Annotated in this window: 14 protein-coding genes; 6 read left to right on the top strand and 8 right to left on the bottom strand. The window is 40.8% G+C overall.

Annotated elements, in window-relative coordinates; genetic code table 11:
- The first annotated feature begins 4 nt into the window (after nt 1–4).
- The 6 genes from AC3WR0_RS10175 to AC3WR0_RS10150 all read left to right on the top strand — a co-directional run bounded on the left by AC3WR0_RS10175 (nt 5) and on the right by AC3WR0_RS10150 (nt 7010).
- Nucleotides 5–1255: an exo-beta-N-acetylmuramidase NamZ family protein gene (locus tag AC3WR0_RS10175; protein WP_492552211.1), complete on the top strand. Its 1251-nt coding sequence runs from the start codon at nt 5–7 to the stop codon at nt 1253–1255.
- 491 nt (nt 1256–1746) lie between these two features.
- Nucleotides 1747–2610, top strand: coding sequence for a Cof-type HAD-IIB family hydrolase (locus tag AC3WR0_RS10170; protein WP_492552210.1), 864 nt, complete (start codon nt 1747–1749; stop codon nt 2608–2610).
- Nucleotides 2611–2736: 126 nt separating this feature from the next.
- The gene (gene murQ / locus AC3WR0_RS10165; RefSeq protein ID WP_492552209.1) at nt 2737–3654 is read left to right on the top strand and encodes an N-acetylmuramic acid 6-phosphate etherase; all 918 of its coding nucleotides are present in this window, start codon (nt 2737–2739) and stop codon (nt 3652–3654) included.
- Between the two features lie 15 nt (nt 3655–3669).
- Nucleotides 3670–4524 carry a MurR/RpiR family transcriptional regulator gene (locus AC3WR0_RS10160; RefSeq protein WP_492552208.1) on the top strand — a complete coding sequence of 285 codons (855 nt, stop codon included), beginning with the start codon at nt 3670–3672 and terminating at the stop codon, nt 4522–4524.
- Nucleotides 4525–4653: 129 nt separating this feature from the next.
- Nucleotides 4654–6006, top strand: coding sequence for a PTS transporter subunit EIIC (locus AC3WR0_RS10155; RefSeq protein ID WP_492552207.1), 1353 nt, complete (start codon nt 4654–4656; stop codon nt 6004–6006).
- Nucleotides 6003–7010, top strand: coding sequence for a MupG family TIM beta-alpha barrel fold protein (locus tag AC3WR0_RS10150; protein ID WP_492552206.1), 1008 nt, complete (start codon nt 6003–6005; stop codon nt 7008–7010). The genes AC3WR0_RS10155 and AC3WR0_RS10150 overlap by 4 nt, the downstream gene beginning before the upstream one ends.
- Nucleotides 7011–7312: 302 nt before the next feature.
- Here the strand turns inward: AC3WR0_RS10150 and dltD are convergent, their stop codons facing one another.
- The 8 genes from dltD to AC3WR0_RS10110 form a co-directional block, all read right to left on the bottom strand.
- On the bottom strand, nt 7313–8509 hold the full coding sequence (gene dltD / locus AC3WR0_RS10145; RefSeq protein WP_492552205.1) for a D-alanyl-lipoteichoic acid biosynthesis protein DltD: 1197 nt from the start codon (nt 8507–8509) through the stop codon (nt 7313–7315).
- On the bottom strand, nt 8506–8742 hold the full coding sequence (gene dltC, locus AC3WR0_RS10140) for a D-alanine--poly(phosphoribitol) ligase subunit 2 (RefSeq protein WP_027322837.1): 237 nt from the start codon (nt 8740–8742) through the stop codon (nt 8506–8508). Before dltC ends, dltD begins: the two co-directional genes overlap by 4 nt.
- A gap of 18 nt (nt 8743–8760) precedes the next feature.
- On the bottom strand, nt 8761–9915 hold the full coding sequence (gene dltB, locus AC3WR0_RS10135) for a D-alanyl-lipoteichoic acid biosynthesis protein DltB (protein ID WP_492552204.1): 1155 nt from the start codon (nt 9913–9915) through the stop codon (nt 8761–8763).
- Complete coding sequence (gene dltA, locus AC3WR0_RS10130) at nt 9912–11423, bottom strand: D-alanine--poly(phosphoribitol) ligase subunit DltA (RefSeq protein WP_492552203.1); 1512 nt, start codon at nt 11421–11423, stop codon at nt 9912–9914. The genes dltB and dltA overlap by 4 nt, the downstream gene beginning before the upstream one ends.
- Before the next feature lie 18 nt (nt 11424–11441).
- Nucleotides 11442–11591 (bottom strand): teichoic acid D-Ala incorporation-associated protein DltX, encoded by a 150-nt coding sequence (dltX, locus tag AC3WR0_RS10125; RefSeq protein ID WP_027322840.1) that lies wholly within the window; start codon nt 11589–11591, stop codon nt 11442–11444.
- A 161-nt stretch (nt 11592–11752) separates the two neighbouring features.
- Nucleotides 11753–12538: an SDR family oxidoreductase gene (locus AC3WR0_RS10120; RefSeq protein ID WP_492552202.1), complete on the bottom strand. Its 786-nt coding sequence runs from the start codon at nt 12536–12538 to the stop codon at nt 11753–11755.
- Nucleotides 12539–12831: 293 nt separating this feature from the next.
- Nucleotides 12832–13317, bottom strand: coding sequence for a C40 family peptidase (locus tag AC3WR0_RS10115; RefSeq protein WP_492552201.1), 486 nt, complete (start codon nt 13315–13317; stop codon nt 12832–12834).
- A 1011-nt stretch (nt 13318–14328) separates the two neighbouring features.
- Complete coding sequence (locus AC3WR0_RS10110; protein WP_492552200.1) at nt 14329–15378, bottom strand: M42 family metallopeptidase; 1050 nt, start codon at nt 15376–15378, stop codon at nt 14329–14331.
- Between the last annotated feature and the right edge of the window lie 228 nt (nt 15379–15606).

The following is a 15606-nucleotide window of genomic DNA, read 5'->3' as shown; positions in this document are numbered from 1 at the left end:
TTATATGAAAAGATGGATTGCCGGATTGCTCGTTGTAGTCCTAGCCCTCTCAACTTTTTCGGCGGCGATTGCCAAAAATGATAAGGTTAAAAAGAAAGACAAGTTCCGCTTAGGTATCGAAGTTTTATTACAAGATAAGCTTGATTTGGTTAAAGGCAAACGTGTTGGCCTGATCACCAATCCAACCGGGGTGGATCAAAATTTTGACAGTATTGTCGACCTGCTTCACAAAAATCCAAATGTAAAGCTTACCGCATTGTACGGACCGGAGCATGGTGTACGCGGAAGTGCTCAGGCGGGGCAGTATGTTGAAAAATATACGGACGAAAAAACAGGACTTCCTGTATACAGCTTATACGGCAGCACCAAAAAGCCTACACCAGAAATGCTGAAGGACGTAGATGTTCTTTTATTCGACATTCAGGATGTTGGCACACGTTATTACACCTACATCTATACAATGGCTCTGGCAATGGAGGCAGCCAAAGAAAATAATATTCCTATCATTGTTCTCGACCGCCCAAATCCAATCAGCGGCACTAAGGTGGAAGGGCCAGTCTTAGAAGATAAGTATTCCTCCTTTGTCGGGGAGTTCCCTATTCCTGTCCGCCACGGTATGACAGTAGGGGAGCTTGCGGAGCTTTTCAATAAAGAGTTTGGAATTGGTGCCGATTTAACCGTAGTAAAAATGGATGGCTGGAAACGAAATATGTATTATGACGATACAACGCTGCAGTTTATTATGCCGTCACCGAACATGCCAACGTTAGACACAGCCCTTGTTTATCCAGGCGCCTGTTTGATTGAGGGGACAAATGTTTCCGAGGGAAGAGGAACGACAAGGCCATTTGAATTGATTGGTGCACCATTTATTGATGGTTCTGCCCTCGCAGAAAAATTGAATTCATACCATATGCCTGGTGTAAAATTCAGAGATTCATCCTTTATTCCGACCTTCTCTAAATTTACGAACCAGCTGGCACATGGAATACAAATTCATGTAACCGACCGAAACTCCTTTAAACCTTTTGAAACAGGCCTATATATTGTGAAAACCATTCATGATATGTATCCTGGACAATTCCAATTCCGAACTCCTAGCAGCAACGGAATTTCTTATTTTGATAATCTAACGGGAACCGGCTCTATCCGTTCAGCAATCGAACAAGGAAAATCAGTCGAGGAAATGGAAGCAGCATGGCAGCAGGACCTAAACAAATTCATGGAAACACGTGAAAAGTATCTTTTATATTAATATAATTCCAAAAAACAGTGAGACGAAAATGTCTCACTGTTTTTTTAGGCTCTCTTAGAAATAAGCCATATTAAAAAATGAATATTCGTTTTAAACAGAACCGCTTTCGTGATTTTTCACTATGTTGATGGAGCGGAGGCGCGAGACTCCAGCGGGAAAAGCGGGCCAGGGGAGAACCCGCAGGTGCAAAGCGCCGAGGAGGCTCCCGGATCGCCCGCGAAAAGCGAGCGTCTTGAGCGAAATCTACTTTACAGAACATTTTCTTTAAAAGAAGGTATAACTTTTTGTGAAGGTCTATGATACTCCTCGAAAATAAGACTCTGCAAAGAGGCATGAACGAGCAGCTTACCATTCATCTGAGGATCGGAATTACGGGAACGGAATCGACTGGGATTTTAATGCAATAAGAAGGAATAAATCTAACTAGTCTTGAAATATAATTTTATAAAAAGTAAAATTATTTTGAAAAATAATTACGAAGGGGTGCAGCTATGAACTATTCCTTATTGGCAACAGATTTAGATGGAACATTACTAAATGAGGATAAAGAAATAGACAGCAAAACGATTGAAGCGATTCATGAATTTCGCGCAAGAGGAGGAAGGGTTGTCATCTGCAGCGGTCGTTCCCCCTTGTCAACAAAGTGGATTGCGGAAACAATCGGTTTAAAGGACGAACCGATTATAGCTTATAATGGGGCAGTTATCCTGGATGAGAAGGGAAATGTTTTAGAGCAATTTCCTTTCCCTAATAAAGCTCTTTTGACTTTCTTTGATATTTGCCAGGAAGAAGGAGTTTATGTTCAGTTTTATGAGGGAGACAACCTGCTTATCTCTGAGAAAGCAAAATGGAATATAAACTGGATTGAAAATAATATACCAGAATTAAAAAACATAGGAGGGAGAACGGAAGCATGTGACCGCTATAGAAAAAAATGCGATGTGAAGCTGGTTAAAAATCTTCGGGACTATATTAGGGAGAATCAGCCAAACATCAACAAGATTGCGGTTTTTAATGAAGGAGGTTCTTTAAGGGATTTCTCAGAAAAGATTGCACAGGAATATGATCACTTTGAAATAAGCAGCAGCCTTAATTATTTAAATCTGGAAATTTCCCCGTCTGGAATAACAAAAGCCGCGTCGTTAGGGAAAGTGGCTGAACATCTTGGTATCCCATTATCTCAAACAGCAGCTATCGGTGATAACTTCAATGATATGTTCATGCTTGAGATGGCTGGCCTTGGAATAGCCATGGGGAATGCTCCAGATGAAGTTAAGCGCCATGCCGATGCTGTAACTTTAACGAATAATGAAGGTGGGGCCGGAAAAGCAATACAGGATTATTTGCTTTTTTAAAATAGTTTTAAAAAATAATTTCATAAACTTAATTAATATATTGAATTTATATTTCAGTCATTTTATAATAAAATCAACAAGAAAACGCTTTCAAAACTGAAGCGGCAAACCGGAGGATACATAGCTATGGGTGAAAATCTGCAATTATTAACAACGGAGCTACGCAACGGGAACTCCATGAATATTGACCGAATGTCCCCAGGTGAGATTCTTCGCATAATGAATGAAGAGGATCAAAAGGTGGCATTAGCTGTTCAGGAGGTTCTCCCGGATGTGGAGGCAGCTGTACAATATGTCATTCATTCGTTTCAAAACGGCGGAAGGCTCATCTATATGGGAGCGGGAACCAGCGGACGACTCGGTGTTCTTGATGCAGTGGAATGTCCGCCAACCTTCAGTACTGATTCAAAAATGGTTCAGGGACTTATCGCAGGCGGTGAAAAAGCTTTTATTAAAGCGGTTGAAGGGGCGGAAGACAGTCCCGAGCTTGGGGAGCAGGATTTAAGAGACATTGGATTAACTAAAAATGATACGGTTATTGGAATTGCAGCAAGCGGACGGACTCCATATATTATTGGTGCCTTGAAATATGCCCGAAGCATTGGTGCTAGAACAGTCGCTCTTTCCTGCAATAAAAATGCCGCAATCAGCAGAGAGGCTGATCATAGCATTGAAGTGATAACAGGGCCGGAAGTTTTAACAGGATCGACTCGCCTGAAGGCTGCAACAGCCCATAAAATGATTTTAAATATGATTTCCACCTCTTCTATGATTTTACTAGGAAAAGCATATGAGAACCTAATGGTTGATGTCCATGTCAGCAATCAAAAGCTGAAAGAAAGGGCTATTACTATCATTCGAAAAATTACCGGATCCTCTTATGAAAAGGCACTGAGGGCCCTTGAAGAATCTGATCTTCATGTTAAGTCCGCAATCGTGATGATCATGGCAAATGTAACAAAACATAAAGCAATGGAGCTTTTAGAACAGGCCGATGGTTATGTACGGGCTGCGATTGATAAAGCCAAAGCTGAAGGAATTTAAAGGTGGTAGTGTGTTGTGGCAACAGGCGGTTTAAAAATGATTCAAAATATGCTCGAGCAGCTTCCGACGTCCGAGCGTAAAATTGCACAATATATTCTCGAAAACCCGAGAACCATTGTAAACAGTACTGTAAATGATTTGGGAAACCAGGCCAACACCAGCGGGGCGGCAGTAATCAGGCTTTGCAAATCGCTTGGTCTCAATGGATTCCAAGATCTAAAGGTTCGAATTGCCGGAGATCTGGTAAAGCCGGTGGAACAAGGATACCGCGATATAGAACCGGGTGAACCTTTCTTCTCGATTGTACAAAAAACAACTAGCAACAGTATCCAAAGTATTCGTGATTCAGAGGAAATGATTAATTACGAAGAGACTGAAAGGGCAGTTCAAACACTTTTGAATGCCGCCAGCGTCCATTTTTTTGGAATTGGAGCCTCTAATATTATCGCACAGGATGCACAGCAAAAACTCCTTCGTATCAATAAAGGGTCAACCGCTTTTTCGGATACGCATCTTGTCGCCACCTTAATCGCAAATGCAAAAAAGGATGATGTTGTTTTTGGAATTTCTCATTCAGGTGAAACTCCTGAAGTGGTGCAAATTATGGCACTTGCCAAAAAGAATGGTGTAAAAACCATCAGCTTGACCAAGTATGGGCATTCACCCGTTTCTTCCCTTGCGGATATTAAGCTGTACACTTCCTACTCACAGGAAGCTCCATTCCGCAGTGCTGCAACATCTTCACGCCTCGCCCAGCTCTATATGATTGATATTTTATTTTTGGCGATGGCAACGGAACAGTACACAGAAACTGTCGATCATATTGATCGAACCAGGGAAGCGATCCGCTTTTTAAAAGAAGGAAAATAACACTTTAATTTTGGGAGGTGATGCCCGGAAAAATGAGTTTATCTTTCGGTCAACTATTCATACGGGCAAAGGGAATGATTCAGGGATTTGTTTTACGAGAGGGAACAGAATACGAATGGGGGAAATATGATGGCTGGAGAAAATAAACTGCTCGCGGAGAAGCTTCTCAAGGAATTGGGCGGTTCGGGGAATATCGCCGATTTTACTAATTGTATGACAAGGCTTCGTGTAAAAGTTTACGATGATTCACTCGTTAATAAAGAGGCAATCAAGAAAACAGATGGTGTGATAGGGCTGGTTGAAGAAGAGACCTATCAAATCATTCTGGGCCCTGGCAAGGTTAACAAAGTAACAGATGAATTTGGAAGACTCGTAGGTGAAATTAATCTGAAGGACCGGGCTTCAGCGAATAAAGCTGAGATTAATAGAAAGAATGCTACACCTTTTAAGCTTTTTCTTCGTAAAATTTCAAGTATCTTTATTCCATTAATCCCGGCACTTGTTGCTTCCGGATTAATTACAGGAATTACAAAAGCCATTGTTCAGGCAGGAGTGCTGTCAGCTACATCCACTACTGCTGTGGTGCTAAACCTTATTGGCGGGGCACTGTTTGGTTATCTTGGGATTCTTGTAGGTATGAACGCAGCGAAAGAGTTTGGAGGTTCTCCTGCACTTGGAGCACTGGCTGGTATCCTGATTATCAACCCTGCTGCAGCAGGCATTAAGCTGTTTGGCACTGAACTGCTTCCTGGACGGGGCGGACTGATTGGAGTTTTACTGGCTGCCATTTTTATCGCTTATGTTGAAAAGCGTGTACGTAAATATGTTCCACAATCGCTTGATATTATTTTAACGCCGACGATTGCATTATTAATTACCGGAATTATTACTTATCTTGTTTTCATGCCAATTGGCGGTTGGGTTTCAGACGCGATTACACATGGACTTACTTCCGTATTACACGTTGGCGGTGTGGTTGCTGGTTTTGTATTGGGCGCTACTTTCCTGCCGCTTGTCGTTACAGGCTTGCACCAAGGCTTAACACCAATACACCTTGAACTTATCAATAAGATTGGCAATGACCCTCTTCTGCCGATTCTTGCTATGGGTGGTGCCGGACAAGTAGGAGCAGCATTTGCGATTTATTTTAAAACTAAAAAGAAACGTTTAAGAAGAGCGATTGGCGGTGCCCTGCCATCCGGAATTTTAGGAATAGGCGAACCGTTAATCTTCGGTGTTACCCTGCCACTTGGACGTCCGTTTTTAACAGCCTGCTTAGGAGCTGGAGTTGGAGGAGCTTTCCAGGCAGCCTTCAATGTGTCCACTTTGGCCATTGGGGTTTCTGGTTTACCGCTTGCCTTCCTTGTAATTACTGGAAAAGTATTAATCTATCTTCTTGGTGTGGTCATCGCTTATGCAGCAGGCTTCCTGTTTACTTATTTATTTGGTTTTAAAGACGAGATGGCTGGTGAATTTGATTGATCGGTATTTCCTTCTATTTGAACGATCCGCTTGCGGAGTCACGGCTGGAAACAGCCGGTAAACATGGTGTGAAGCGGGCTTTTACCTCGCTTCACATTCCGGAAGAATCGGGAGATCTTGCAGCCAGTGCGAAAAGGCTGCTTCAGAAGGCAAAGGAAGTTGGGATAGAAGTATACGCCGATGTTTCCCATCGGACACCATCCCATCTTGGCCTAGCGAATTTGAATGAATTAAAAGACCTTGGCGTATCCGGCCTTCGCCTGGATGACTTCTTTGATTATGATACGATTATCAGCCTTGCGAAGGAATTTAAAATCGCTGTTAATGCGAGCATTTTATTAGAGGATGATCTAAATTCGCTTCTCGGGTTAGGTCTGGAGGCAGAACAGCTAATTGCCTGGCACAATTTTTATCCACGTCCGGAAACAGGGCTCGATGATCAATTTTTTCTGGAGCAGAATGCTTTATTTAAACAACTGGGTATTCCTGTAGCTGCCTATATTCCAGGAGATGGAGAAAAGAGGGGGCCACTTTTCGAAGGGCTGCCTACACTTGAAAAACATAGGGATTTTAATCCATTTATGGCTGCACTAGAATTGTACCAGGGCGGAATAGAGGATGTTTATATTGGGGATCCCGATGTTAGTGAGTCACTTTTAAAAAAGCTAATGGAATTTGAACAAACGAAAACAATTGCATTAAGAGTCGAAGGGCTGGTGAATGGGGAATTCAGACTGAGACCCGACTTTGCTAGAGATGTCTTACGGTTAATGGATACAAGGGGTGCTGAACCGGTTTCACCTGCAAACACCGTTGCCCGTTCAAAAGGCACCATTACAATGGATAATGATTTATATGGGCGCTATCGCGGCGAAGTACAAATTGTACGAAACCCGCTGCCTGCAGACGAACGGGTAAATGTTATCGGAAGAGTAATAGAAGAGGATATCCCGCTGCTCTCCTATATCCGGCCAGGCCAAAAAATAAGATTGATAGAGGTTTAAGCTAAAGCATGTCCATGGCGGGCATGCTTTTTTATTGAGGACATTTGGATACAAAATCTTTAATAAACACCATAGAAGCAATTTCAGCGAACAATCGAAGTGAAACAAGTTTCCTTGATGACGTTTCAATACAAAAATAAAGGTCAATTGTCTTTAAGAAGCACTCTTGAAGACATTCGTTTTAAGAAATGAAGTTTCATTGTCTTCAATAAGGCCCATGGAAGGACAGCTGAAATAACAATATGAAGACAAATTTCTGTAATAAAAAAATGCCAGGTCCGCCGGTAAGCGGAGTCTGGCACTTATTTATTTGCAAATGTTTTATTGCTATCATCAAGAAAGTTCTGAATGGCATGGTCAGTATAAACCCAGCCTTTCCAGCCAATATGGATAGTGTCCTTCATAAAGTAAGGGTCATACTCATGGCCCGAGAAGTCGGCAACCTGAAAGCCTTCTTGTTCAATTTGATTTTTAATTCTTGTGTAATAAGCGGTACGGCCTTCTTTAGGGAAGCCAACATAATCGTACCACTTTCCATTAACGGGTACTGAAACAAACAACGGCTTTGCACCGGATTGTTTCAACAAATCGAGAACAAGCTGAAAGTCCTTATATTCCAACGAACGTCCGTAGGTTGCACCGACCTTTGAATTTTTTAATTCCGGTACGCGTGCTTCGATTTTGCTGTACTGGGAGTCACTAATCGCAAATTGGTTAGAGCGAGAATGCTTTTTCCCGATTCTGTCAGCATATTGGTCCAGCTGGTTCCATGATTTATTTTGAACACTATGGCTGATGGTTCGATTGCGATGGAAGCCGCCAGCCAGCGTATAATAAAGGTCCTTTTTAATAAGAATCTGCTGGTATGCTTTTGCAAATGGACGAACTAACACAGCTTCACTGTGGACCCATGGATCCTTTGAGATATCCGCTTTATAAAGAACAGTCAGCATCGGATCGGCATTCACAGCGTTATATTTCAGAAGCCGCTTTATAGCTTGCTTTTTCATATTAGGGTCGATTTTATCATTAAAAGCAAAATCATATCCCTGAAGGGAAGAAAAGTTTGGGGCAAAGTGCGATTCATCCGCACCACCAGGCTGAAACCATTGAGGTGACAGCACAAAGATAATTTTCTTATTCTTAAGCTGATTGGTATGCTCTGATAAATTAAGAAAATGGATAAGTGATTCAGTACCGCCACGGCCAACAAGGAAGGGAGTTACCCCTTCTTCTTTATTTACCTTAAAGTAATTGGCGGGGTGGAACTGGTCAAGCCTTGCCAGCTCAGAGGATCCGTAGATCGGAAGATACTTATTGCTTGAAAGCATTTTTTCCTGAACGAATTTCCCCTGGAACATAAAAGGATTAAGTTCCGTTGCTGCCTGGTTTATCCGGTTATGAGGAATCAGTTGAATAATCCATTTATTTGGGACTAGTACCAATGCCAAAAGCAGAATAAACGCCAAAATCAGCGGTGCAAATAACGGTTTTTTCATTTGAAATCAGCTAGTTGCGCCGCGATATGGTTTGGAGTATTCCAAACTTCACGGTCGAATTCAGTAATTGGTACTGTAATCCCGAAACGCTCTTCCACCTGTACTAGTAATTCAACTGTACCAAAAGAATCTAGAAGGGCATTTTCAAATAAATCGATATCCGGATTTTCTTTTACTACATCATCCTGGCATATTTCCGCTAAAAGTTCGATAATTTCTTGATTGAATTCCATAAGTTTCATACTCCCTTTTTAAAATAATTGTCCTGAAAAAATATAAAAACCAAAGCAAACAAAATGGAACGTAATGATAATAGCTAAAACATGTGTAACTTTGTTTTTCGGCCACCATTTATGCTTTTTATTAAAGGTTTCAAATGTGTTATAAGCAACCATGAGCAGGGCATGGTAGATTCCGTATACTATATATTGGATTTCGATGCCATGCCAGAAACCCATTAATAAGAATAACAGAATATAACCTAAATTGGAGGTGGCATTTCTACTTTTTATCCATCTTTTCTTAGTAACCCAGAAAACAAAGCGCATATATACATAATCCCTGAACCAGAAGGAGAGGCTCATGTGCCAGCGATTCCAGAAGTCCTTTATATTTCGGCTGATAAAAGGCTTATTGAAGTTTTCTGGTGATTTGATACCCATGATATAGCTGACGCCAATTGCAAAAGCGCTGTAGCCGGCAAAGTCAAAAAATAGATAAAGACTATATCCATACATATAGTAAAGATGATTTTGAAAATCGCTGTGTGCGATAAATCTTAGATTTGCAATAAAGAAATGGTTGATTGAATACCCAATAATGTATTTATATAAAAATCCTAAAAAGATTTTATTAATTCCTTCATATAAAAGCAGCTTATACTGCTCCTGTGTAAGTTCCGCCTGTTCATCCTTTTCAAAACGGCGGTAACGATCGATCGGACCAGATGATATGGTCGGGAAAAATAAAATAAAATATAGCAATCTAGTCAGTGGAAGGCCTTTTTTTATCAGTCCGTCCCGTGTTTCAATGATCAGTTGTGTGCCTTTAAAGGTTAAATAGGAAATTCCCAGAAAACCAATCCAATTGACCGTACCCAACAGAGGGGTAATTTTTGAAATAAATAACGGAAAAATGGAAGCAATAACGGCTAGGCAGAATACCAAAGTGCTATTATGGTTTTTTCGATAGGCCAGATAGCCTTTAATCAATAGAACCTGCCAAATGGTAAAAATAATAAGGGCGATCGTTCCTCTTAAATTCCCTGCAAAAATAATCGCCAGGGCAACTAGAGAAATAAACATATTGTATTTATGAAATCTTCTTCCTGTCAGTCCAAGAATAATAGTTGGTGTCAGCAGGACAGCCAGGATGAAGAAGAATGTAAAGGATCCATAGGGTGTCATAACAATACCTTTTCTTTAATTAATTTTCGGTCTACTTTGCCATTTGCTGTCATCGGCAAAGCGTCCCGGTAGGTAAATTTCCTTGGAATCATATAGGCAGGCAGGGCCTCCCCGAGTTCCTTTTTGATAGCAGCAGTAAGCTGGAATTCCTTTTCAAATGAATGTTCCGCTGGAACGATGGCTGCCATCAAGTATTCGATTTTTTCATTTTGTGTAACCGGGATAACAACAGCTGCTTTTACATACTGCGACTTCGCAATCTGGTGCTCAATTTCCTCCAGCTCCATCCGGTAGCCATGAAGCTTGATTTGGAAGTCCATCCGGCCCTTGTAGAAGAGAAGACCTTTTTCCATATACCCGGCATCACCGGTACGGTAAGACATTTGGCCATCTTGGGTGTAAAAAGCTTTTTCGGTTATTTCCGCTTGTCCTAAATAACCTTTGCTGACACTAGGTCCGACAATTACTATTTCGCCTTTCTCACCTTCAAGTACTTCTGTTCCGTTTTCGTCAAGCAAGAGGAGGCGGGTGTCACTCTTTGGCTGTCCAACAGGTAGGACTGGAAAGCGCTCTAATATTTCTTCCGTTATTTCAACGGACGTAACAGCCACTGTTGCTTCAGTCGGGCCATAAGTATTATATACGGCTGCTTTCGGGAAGCGTTCTTTTAACTGGCGGCTGATGACTGCCGGCAGAATTTCACCGCAGAATAGAAATAGATGAAGCTCAGGAAGCAGCTCTTCCTTAAAAGAAGGATCCATCAGACACATCTGAACAAAAGATGGTGTAGAGGTCCAAACCTGGACATTGGATTTCTTCAGCTCTTCAAAAAGGATCTTCGGCTTCGCAATCATTTCCTTCGTAATGGCAAAAAGTGTACCGCCGCTTGCAAGGGAAGGGTACAGGTCCATTACAGACAAATCAAAGGAGAAGGGAGCCTGGTTTAAGAATCGTAGCCCGTTCTTAATGGGGAAGTCCTTTAACATCCAGTCCGTAAAGCTTTGCAGATTGCTGGAAGAAATTTGAACTCCTTTTGGATTTCCCGTACTTCCTGATGTATAGATAATATAAAAGTTTTCTTCATCTTGAACCCAGTTATCATGAGAAGCTCTACCATTAAAATGAAAAGACTCAATTTCTTCAAGAGTTATAATTCTAATAGTTGGCTGTTCAATCGGCAGGGGGTTCCCTGACAAATTAACCAGCAGCTCAGCCTTTGAGCTTTCAAGTATTTTTATAATCCGTTCCAAGGGGATGGATGTATCAATTGGAATGTACGGATGACCTGCTTTTACCGACCCAAGAAAGGCTATAAGCATTTCTGGCTCCATATGGCCATAAACTAGGATGGGAGAAGCATTCTTCAACTGAAGGCCATGAAAAAATCCCGCAAATCTTTCCGATTGACTCCAAAGGTCACCGTAGCTAATTTCTGTAGTTGTCGAAATAAAAGCCAATTTTTCAGGCTGTTTTAAAGCAATATCTTCTATGTTGTATAATAATTTCATGTTAAAGTACCTCCAGGATTAAAAATCATTGTAGATATAAGACCCGGAACTAGCATCATTAAATCCATACATAAAAAAGAGCAAAAGCAATATAAGAGCATAATAAAGAAAGCGAACAGCCCATTTTGTACGCTTAAGCTGGAAAAAAACTTTAACTTTGTTGAGCATGGTTTTTCACCTGCCTCATTTAAAATCACCTTTCATATCTTAAATCGATTTTACGTTGGAAACATTAAAATTAAATGAGAAAATTATTAAATTGTATGATAAGCTTGCTGAAATCTTAAAAAGACAAAATAAAACCGGCACTTTTATGTGCCGGAATATCTTTAAAGAAGAGACTCTGCTCCATCGATATAAACTTCGGTCCCCGTGATATGGGAAGACATGTCAGAGGCAAGGAACAATACCAGGTCTCCAACCTGAGAAGGTTTTCCTGGCCCGTTTTCCAGCGGCTGGTCGCCTTCAGGGAATTCGATTGGTATTTTAACCTTTTCAAGACTTTCTTCTTCAGGGAAGGTATTTTGGTCGATATTAGTTTCAATCGCACCAGGACAGATAATATTTACCCGTATTTTGTATGTGGATAGTTCAAGTGCCGCCATTTTACCGAAGCCCATTTGCCCAATTTTTGAGGTAGCGTAAGCGGAAAAACCAAAGTTTCGATAGACACGGTTACCGTTAATGGAACTTGTGATAATAATGCTTCCGCCATTTTCCTTCATATAAGGGATAGCATATTTAACTGTCAGGAAAGTTCCCTTCAAATTGGTATTAATGGTTGTATCCCAGTCTTCCGGCTCAAGGTCTTCGATTGCTGCCATGACGCCGTTTATTCCGGCATTTGCAAAAACGATGTCAATTTTCCCCCATGCTTCAACCGTCTTTTCGTAACAGCTTCTTATCTGTTCAGGAGAGGAGATATCTGCTTCGAGGACAATTGCTTCCCCGCCTTTTTCCTCAATTTGCTTTTTAACTTTTTCGCAGTTCTGAGCCTTAATATCAATAAGGGCGATCTTTGCTCCCTGTTCTGCAAGCTTCAATGCTGCGGCTCTTCCAATCCCGGAGCCTGTTCCTGTTACAAATGCAACTTTACCTTGTACTAAATTTTCCATTGGAATGAACCTCCTTTTTCTCTCTCTAAGTAATTTCCCTTTCTTAGGAAGAAGAAACCTAATAGAAAGAGGATTGGCCAATTTTTATGAAAAAAACAAATGAAAAAGGCCATTTGGGAAAATGGCCTTCTTGTTCATTTTAATTTCTACATATATTAACGCTCACTACTGAATAGAAAATGTTGATTCAGCCATTTGCGAGCATCCAGCGGTCCAAGCGGTCCAAGAGAGACCCTGGAGGCGCAGTCGAGGAGACTTACGAACCGTCCGAAGAAAGCGAGCGGATATAGTAATTAATATTCCATTAATACTCTTTTTGCACCAACATAGCGGTCTTTCCAATATTTTGCTGAAAGTGATTGGATGGAAACCCCTTTATTGACCGTTACAGCAAGGAACTGATTATTGTTTAAATAAATTCCTACGAATGAAACACCTTTTCCGCTTGTGTTAAAGAAAATCAAATCGCCTTCTTTAAGGTTTTTTAAGGTAACAGCTTTACCCAGCTTATACTGTTCCTTTGAAGAGTGGGGGAGAGCCATTTTAGCTGCGGATGTTTTAAATACATACTGTGTATAACCGGAAGCATCAAAACCTTTTGGAGTAGTGCCATTCCATTTATATGGATTTCCAAGGGAAAGCATGCCTACAGCTGTTACTTCTTGTCCCCATGAGACTGTTGCATGTGCCTTGTCCATGGAAGAAGCAAACATAAATGCGATTGCCATTGCCAAAACCGTGAAACCTGCCAAAAGTTTTTTTGAAAAACGTAAAGCCATGTAAAAACCCCCAATTTTTTTTGTTTAGTTACAACATTTTAGTCGCTTAGAAAGGTGGTTTCGTTTCAGATTTTTTGAGTTTTCTCTTCGTCAAAAAACGCAGCAAAAAGAGGCAAAAAAAGACAGCCGGTTGGGAACCTGCTGTCAATTCTAATGATTGGAATAACGGGCATCGATAATTCAAGAAAAGCGCTTTTAACATTTCATAGACATTAACATAAGCGATGCAAGTGTGACCTAGAAGAGGTGCAGATAACGGAAATAACATCGAAAACAGTATCGACTGAACTCCGTTGATCTTTTTTCTAGATATACTCGCAAATTAATTGGTTAACATTGGTTTTCTATCATTTTTTAATAAAAAATAAAGATTTTTAAAGAAGTAGATGATCTTTTATAAACTTGAAGCTGAAAATGATATAAAAGAGTCAAATTTTTCACTAAAATACATCCCGAGCGTGTCACTTATATCGTGCTCGACTGAGAAATGCACGAATTTATCAAAGTAATGCACGAATTTCCAAGAGTAATGCACGTTTTTCTAAGAGAAATGCACGAATTTCCAAGAGTAATGCATGTTTTTCTAAGAGAAATGCACGAATCTAAATGAGGAATGCACGTGTACATCTGTGAATGCACGTAATCATTCAGGAATGCACGCGTGCATCCAAGTAATGCATGTAATCATCTTTCGGGCTGAAACTCCAACTGACATCCCGCTGTCACCATAACCCATGCCATTCATTATCGAAAAATCCTCCGGCTTCTGTAAGGGGATAGAAAGTATGGTAGCTCCAACGCCCAGCGAGTGGTCATCTTAGAAAAAGCTCCTTGAGTATCTTGCATAGTATGACCGATGATACTTGGTGCAACTATGTCCATCCCAGTTCTCCCTCGAACTTTTAAAGTGCTGCTGCACCATAGCATAATTACAGTGTTAGCGCGTCGCAAAGCTTCATGTTCTCTAATCAAACGGGCAGCTGCTTGTGCTGAACGGGAGCTTGCGCTTTTCTAATAATTCATTTCAGACTGTAGGTAATGATAGAGAAGCTTTCCTGTATTCTCAATAGACGTTTGATGAGTTCTTTCAAAGGCGTGAGAAGAGTCAATTCCCGGTCCAATTAAACCATGAACGATATCATGGCCAGAACGGATCGCAGCGGATGCATCAGAACCATAAAAAGGGTAGATATCAAGCTTGTATCCAACGTTGTTTGCTTCTGCAAGTCGGACTAGTCTTTTTCTAAGTTCATAATTGTATGGGCCGCTTGCATCCTTTACACAAATCGAAACCGTGTATTCATCTGTAGACTGGCCGTCACCCATAGCACCCATGTCGACTGCCAGATATTCCACTGTTTCAGGAGTTATATTCGAGTTGCCGCCATAGCCGATTTCTTCATTGTTGGAAATTAAGAAATGCGTCGTATAGGGAAGTTCTAATTTCTCTTCTTTTATCTGTTTAATGAGCTGAAGAAGAATGGCCACACTAGCCTTGTCATCCAAATGTCTTGATTTGATAAATCCACTTGGAGTAATTTCCACTCGTGGATCAAAGGAAACAAAGTCACCGACTTCAATTCCTAGAGCCTTTACTTCTTCTGCGTTATGTACTCTTTCATCAAGGCGAATTTCCATATTCACCTGGTCGCGTTCCGCTTTGCCGGCATCCTTATAAACATGAACGGAGGTCTGGTGCATCAGAATGGTGCCGGTATATTTTTTTCCGGAGCTCGTCTCGATCTGGCAGTACTCTCCTTCAATAGAGTTGTACTTGAACCCTCCGATTAGATCGATGCGAAGTCTGCCACTGGATTTAATCTCTTTTACCATCGCACCCAGAGTATCAACATGGGCAGTAAGCATACGGTGCTGGCTATTATCTTTACCGGGAAGAGTAGCAATTAGACCGCCTTTTCGGTTTCTTTTATGTTCAACCTTTATCTCTGTTAAAAAATCCTCTACAAAACGAATGACCTCATTTGTGTTGCCGGAAGGGCTTGGTATAGAAACAAGCTCTTTTAAAAGCTGAAAGGTTTCCTCTGTGCGATTAAAAGTCATTTTCAAAACTCCTTTTCTAAATATTTCTCATTTTTTTATTATAACTGATTTATATACTTCATCTCCTATCTTTCATAAAAATAAGGATTTTACTAGGAAATATTTTAGATCTTCTGCATATTGTAGAAATTGTAAATGTTTTTTTGGCTAATCAGATTTATATCAATAAATTCTGAACGCATAAGAAAAACTAGGGCATCCGCCAAAAAGGCATGGCGAATGCCAAGT

Source organism: Neobacillus sp. FW104-15D2, from assembly GCF_058790155.1.
This window is presented reverse-complemented; position numbering and strand designations above follow the sequence as displayed.

Coding starts and splice junctions, on each gene's coding strand:
- AC3WR0_RS10175 (WP_492552211.1), top strand. CDS start 5: ATGAAAAGATGGATTGCCGGATTGCTCGTTGTAGTCCTAGCCCTCTCA.
- AC3WR0_RS10170 (WP_492552210.1), top strand. CDS start 1,747: ATGAACTATTCCTTATTGGCAACAGATTTAGATGGAACATTACTAAAT.
- murQ (WP_492552209.1), top strand. CDS start 2,737: ATGGGTGAAAATCTGCAATTATTAACAACGGAGCTACGCAACGGGAAC.
- AC3WR0_RS10155 (WP_492552207.1), top strand. CDS start 4,654: ATGGCTGGAGAAAATAAACTGCTCGCGGAGAAGCTTCTCAAGGAATTG.
- dltD (WP_492552205.1), bottom strand. CDS start 8,509: ATGAAAAAACCGTTATTTGCACCGCTGATTTTGGCGTTTATTCTGCTT.
- dltC (WP_027322837.1), bottom strand. CDS start 8,742: ATGGAATTCAATCAAGAAATTATCGAACTTTTAGCGGAAATATGCCAG.
- dltB (WP_492552204.1), bottom strand. CDS start 9,915: ATGACACCCTATGGATCCTTTACATTCTTCTTCATCCTGGCTGTCCTG.
- dltA (WP_492552203.1), bottom strand. CDS start 11,423: ATGAAATTATTATACAACATAGAAGATATTGCTTTAAAACAGCCTGAA.
- dltX (WP_027322840.1), bottom strand. CDS start 11,591: ATGCTCAACAAAGTTAAAGTTTTTTTCCAGCTTAAGCGTACAAAATGG.
- AC3WR0_RS10120 (WP_492552202.1), bottom strand. CDS start 12,538: ATGGAAAATTTAGTACAAGGTAAAGTTGCATTTGTAACAGGAACAGGC.
- AC3WR0_RS10115 (WP_492552201.1), bottom strand. CDS start 13,317: ATGGCTTTACGTTTTTCAAAAAAACTTTTGGCAGGTTTCACGGTTTTG.
- AC3WR0_RS10110 (WP_492552200.1), bottom strand. CDS start 15,378: ATGACTTTTAATCGCACAGAGGAAACCTTTCAGCTTTTAAAAGAGCTT.